This is a genomic window from Streptomyces sp. NPDC059900, from assembly GCF_050270335.1.
In the GTDB taxonomy this organism is placed as follows: Bacteria; Actinomycetota; Actinomycetes; order Streptomycetales; family Streptomycetaceae; genus Streptomyces.
Genome location: NZ_JBNNJZ010000709.1, coordinates 1 through 3,780, shown reverse-complemented (window position 1 = coordinate 3,780; position 3,780 = coordinate 1). Strand labels below are relative to the sequence as shown.

3 protein-coding genes are annotated in these 3,780 nt (G+C 70.4%); 2 read left to right on the top strand and 1 reads right to left on the bottom strand.

The window, feature by feature from the left end; all coding sequences use genetic code 11:
- Nucleotides 1-748 (bottom strand): DUF6801 domain-containing protein (locus ACQKIP_RS42475; RefSeq protein ID WP_427745457.1); only part of this gene is annotated, 748 nt, incomplete at its 3' end.
- Between the two features lie 643 nt (nt 749-1,391).
- Here ACQKIP_RS42475 and ACQKIP_RS42470 point away from each other — a divergent pair.
- Both ACQKIP_RS42470 and ACQKIP_RS42465 read left to right on the top strand, forming a co-directional pair.
- Nucleotides 1,392-2,615, top strand: a complete 1,224-nt coding sequence (locus tag ACQKIP_RS42470) for a glycosyltransferase (protein WP_365856195.1) — start codon at nt 1,392-1,394, stop codon at nt 2,613-2,615.
- Between the two features lie 107 nt (nt 2,616-2,722).
- The coding region (locus tag ACQKIP_RS42465; RefSeq protein ID WP_427745456.1) for a lipase family protein at nt 2,723-3,780 on the top strand (1,058 nt) is incomplete at its 3' end.

Sequence of the window (3,780 nt, the reverse complement as noted above, 5' to 3'; positions counted from 1 at the left end):
GGACGGGGGGCGGGTCCGGCGGTGGGTCGGTGGGCGGGTCCGTCGGAGGGTCGGTCGGCGGGTCGGTGGGCGGATCGGTCGGCGGGTCCGTGGGATCCGTGCTGCCGCCGGTGATGGTCACCGTGTGCAGCGCGGTGGACTGGCCTGCGTCCAGGGTGCAGTCCGCGGGGAACTCGTCGCCGTTCGGCGGAAGTTGGACGGGGTTGCCGTCCGCGTCCCTGGCGATCATGTTGTGCAGCTTGAGACCCGTGACGTCGAACTTGGCCGTGCCTTCCTTCTCCCAGGTCAGCAGGCCGCCGGGCGACTTGCCGTTGGCGGTGAGGGTGAAGCCCGCCGCGGGGTTGGGGATATTGCCCTTGGCGACGGTGTTGACGACCTTGATCGGAAGGTTGCCGGTGCCGCCGGGCAGGGTCACGTTCACATCGGCGGTGGCCTTGCCCTCCAGGGTCACCGCGCCCATCACACCCAGGCCCTGCGCGGCCCGCGCGCTGACCTTGGTGACGGCCTTGATGTCGTACTCGGGAACCGTCTCGCCCACGTTCATGGTGGCGGGCATGTCGGCGGTGATCTCAACTTCGATCGGATCGTTGTTGATGATCGGGAACTTACAGGTGTACTTCTGATTCAGCTTCAGCGGAACGGCGGAAGCGGTACCTCCGGTGACGGTGATCAGGCCGGTGACCAGCCCTGCGGTCGCGACCGCGGCCAGGGCGCCGCGCACCCCGGCTCTCTTTCGATTAGCTCTCATGAGCTGCCTCTCGTACTGCGTGAACGGGCAGAACGGGTGAAGGAAGAATGGCCGTACATGTCGTTATGTTCGCCAGATACGGTCCTGTTTCGGATCGGTAAACTACTGACGGGTAGTTGGGCGGTCAAGATGTCAATTACCAGCAGAATTCAGCTGCCTGGATTTTGGGGATGCTTCATCCCGGGGTGAGTAACGAGCAATCCGGATTCGTACGTCGGTGCCAAAAACCCGGAGGGTGCGCGCGGGTGACAAGTGATCGCGGCTCCTTACTCACCCCGCAACAGATCTTCGGCGCCCAGTGAAACGGCTCTTGACCGGCTTCTCGAAGCGCGACTAGCTTCCGCTTTCGGCTCGATTGTTAATTCAACGTAATTTCACGTGCCGGTGCTTGTGCCTGTCTGCGCCTGCGCTGTGACTCGTGCTTGTGTCGCCGAGCGGTCGGAGTTCTGATGCTGTCTTGTGAGGCAATCCGGGACGCGGATCCCGGGTCGAGCCCTTCCGGCCGCGCGGACGGGAGACCGAACGCCGCCCACCTCGCCCCCGCCGCGTACGAACGCGGACGCGCCGGGCTCACCGACACCCGCAATGCCCAACCGGCCCTGGGCATTGCGGGGTACGCCACGCCGAGCGGCGGCGATGCGCGATGAGCCGCTTCCTCTTCGTGGTGCCACCGCTCGCCGGCCACGTCAGCCCGGCCTCGGCCGTCGCCGCCGAACTCGCGGGCCGCGGGCACGAGGTGGCCTGGGCCGGGCTGCCCGCCGCCCTGGAGGGCCTGGTGGCCGCCGACGCCCCCGTCTTCCCCTGCGCGGGCGTACCCGGCCTCGATCACAGACCCCGCGACCTGCGCGGCGCGGCGGCCCTGAAGTTCCTGTGGGACGACTATTTCGCCCCGCTCGCCTACGCCATGGCGCCCGGAGTGACTGCGGCCGTGTTGGAGTTCGGGCCCGACCTGCTCGTCGTGGACCAGCAGACGGTCGCGGGCGCACTGGTCGCCGAACGGCTCGGCGTCCCCTACGCCACCTCATCGACCACCTCCGCGGAACTCGCGGGCAGCCCCGTGGGCACCCCGGAGTCCGACCAGGCCGACCAGTGGATCACCGACCTCCTCGACGGGCTCCGGCTGCGCCTCGGCGACCCTTCGGCCCGCTACGATCCGCGGTTCTCGCCGCGGCTCACACTGGTCTTCTCCACCAGCGAACTCACAGGACCGCAGGCGCCTGAGCGCGGTCCGGTGCGCTTCGTCGGCCCGGCGCTCGACCAGGCGCCGGCCTCGCGTGCCGAAGCCGCCGACTTCCCCTGGGGATGGGTCGACCGGGACGACGGCCGGGCGCTGGTCCTGGTCTGCCTCGACACCGCCGGCACCACGGTGGGCGCCCACTTTCTCGCCCAGTGCGTCGACGGTGTACGCGCCCGCTCCCGCGAACTGCGCGCAGTGGTCGTCGACCCCGACGGGGTCCTCGGGCCACCACGCGACGACGGCAACCTCCTGATCTGCCCCGCCGTTCCCCGACTCGCACTCCTGGCCCGCACAAACGCCGTCGTCTGCCATGCCGGGCACGACACCGTCACCGAGGCCCTGTGGCACGGCGTCCCCCTGGTGGTGGCCCCGGTCCGTGACGACCAGCCCCTGGTCGCCGCCCAGGTCACCGCCGTGGGCGCGGGGGTACGGGTGCGATTCGGCCGGACCGACGCCAAGGCCGTCGGATCCGCTCTGGACGCGGTACTCGGCCAGCCCCACTTCACCGCGGCCGCCCGCCGCGTCAGCCACTCCTTGCGGGAAGCCGGGGGAGCTCCCACCGCGGCCGCGCACCTCGAAGAGCTCGCGATCGCAGCGCAGCAGAACCCGCGGCAGAACCTGCAGATCTAGCCGAGCGCACGCACCGCGAGCCGCACCATCGGCCGCCCGAACGGACGGTCCCACCAGCCGCCACACGCCACCAGCCGCCACACGCCACCTGCCCCAGGGGAACTGACATGCCGACACGGATATCCCGCCGGGCAGGACGGCTTGCCGCCGTCCTCGCCCTGATCCTCGCGGCCTGCACGCTCTTTCCGGGCACGGCGGGCAGCGAACCCCGCGCGGCCGCCGTGAGCGCGAGCACGGGCGCCGCCGCGCAGTTGCCGCCCGACGACTTCTACGTACCGCCGTCCGCCCTGCCCGACGGAAAGCCCGGCGACGTCATCCGCTCCCGCAAGGTCGAGCCCGGCACGCCGACGCCACGTGCCCTGGCCGACACCTGGCAGGTGATGTACCGGTCCACGGACGCGCTGGGCAAGCCCCACGCGGTGACGGCCACTGTCATGGTGCCCAAGGGCGGCACTCCCGCCTCACGGCCCGTCGTCGGCTGGGGGCCCGGTACCCAGGGCCCCGCCTTCCGCTGCACCCCGTCGCGGATGATCGCCAAGGGTGCCCTGTACGAGCAGTGGGTCATCAACGCCATGCTCCGGGCGGGTTATGCGGTTGCCGTCCCCGACTATGAGGGCTACCGGCCGGGACCGAAGACGACGTACATGGTGGGCAAGTCCTTGGGCCCGGCCCTCATCGACGCGGTCCGCGCCGCCCAGCGGCTGCCCGCCGCCGGGCTCTCCGCCGACGCCCCGGTCGCCTTCCGCGGCTACTCGCAGGGCGGCGGCGCCGCGCTGTGGGCGGGAGAGTTCCAGCCCGACTACGCGCCCGAGCTCAAGCTCAAGGGCATCGTCGCGGGAGGTGTCCCCGCCAACCTGATGGAGGTGGCCCTGCCGCTCAACGGCCGCCCCGGCTCCGGCTTCCTCTTCTACGCCCTGATCGGCCTCGACAACGCCTACCCCGAGCTCAAGTTCGGCGACGTACTCAACGACGCGGGCCGCGCGATGACCGCCGACCTCGAAGCGGGAGGCTGCGCCCTGGAGATGATCAACAAGTACGGCAACAAGTCGCTGTCCTCGTACGTCACCCGCAGCCCGCTCGTCGACGCGCCCTGGGTCGCCCGCTACACGGAGAACACCCTCGGCAGCAGCCCCAAGATCAAGGTGCCGGTGCTCCAGTACCACGC

Excerpts from the sequence above, each read along its gene's own strand:
- ACQKIP_RS42470 (WP_365856195.1), top strand. The coding sequence starts at position 1,392 with ATGAGCCGCTTCCTCTTCGTGGTGCCACCGCTCGCCGGCCACGTCAGC.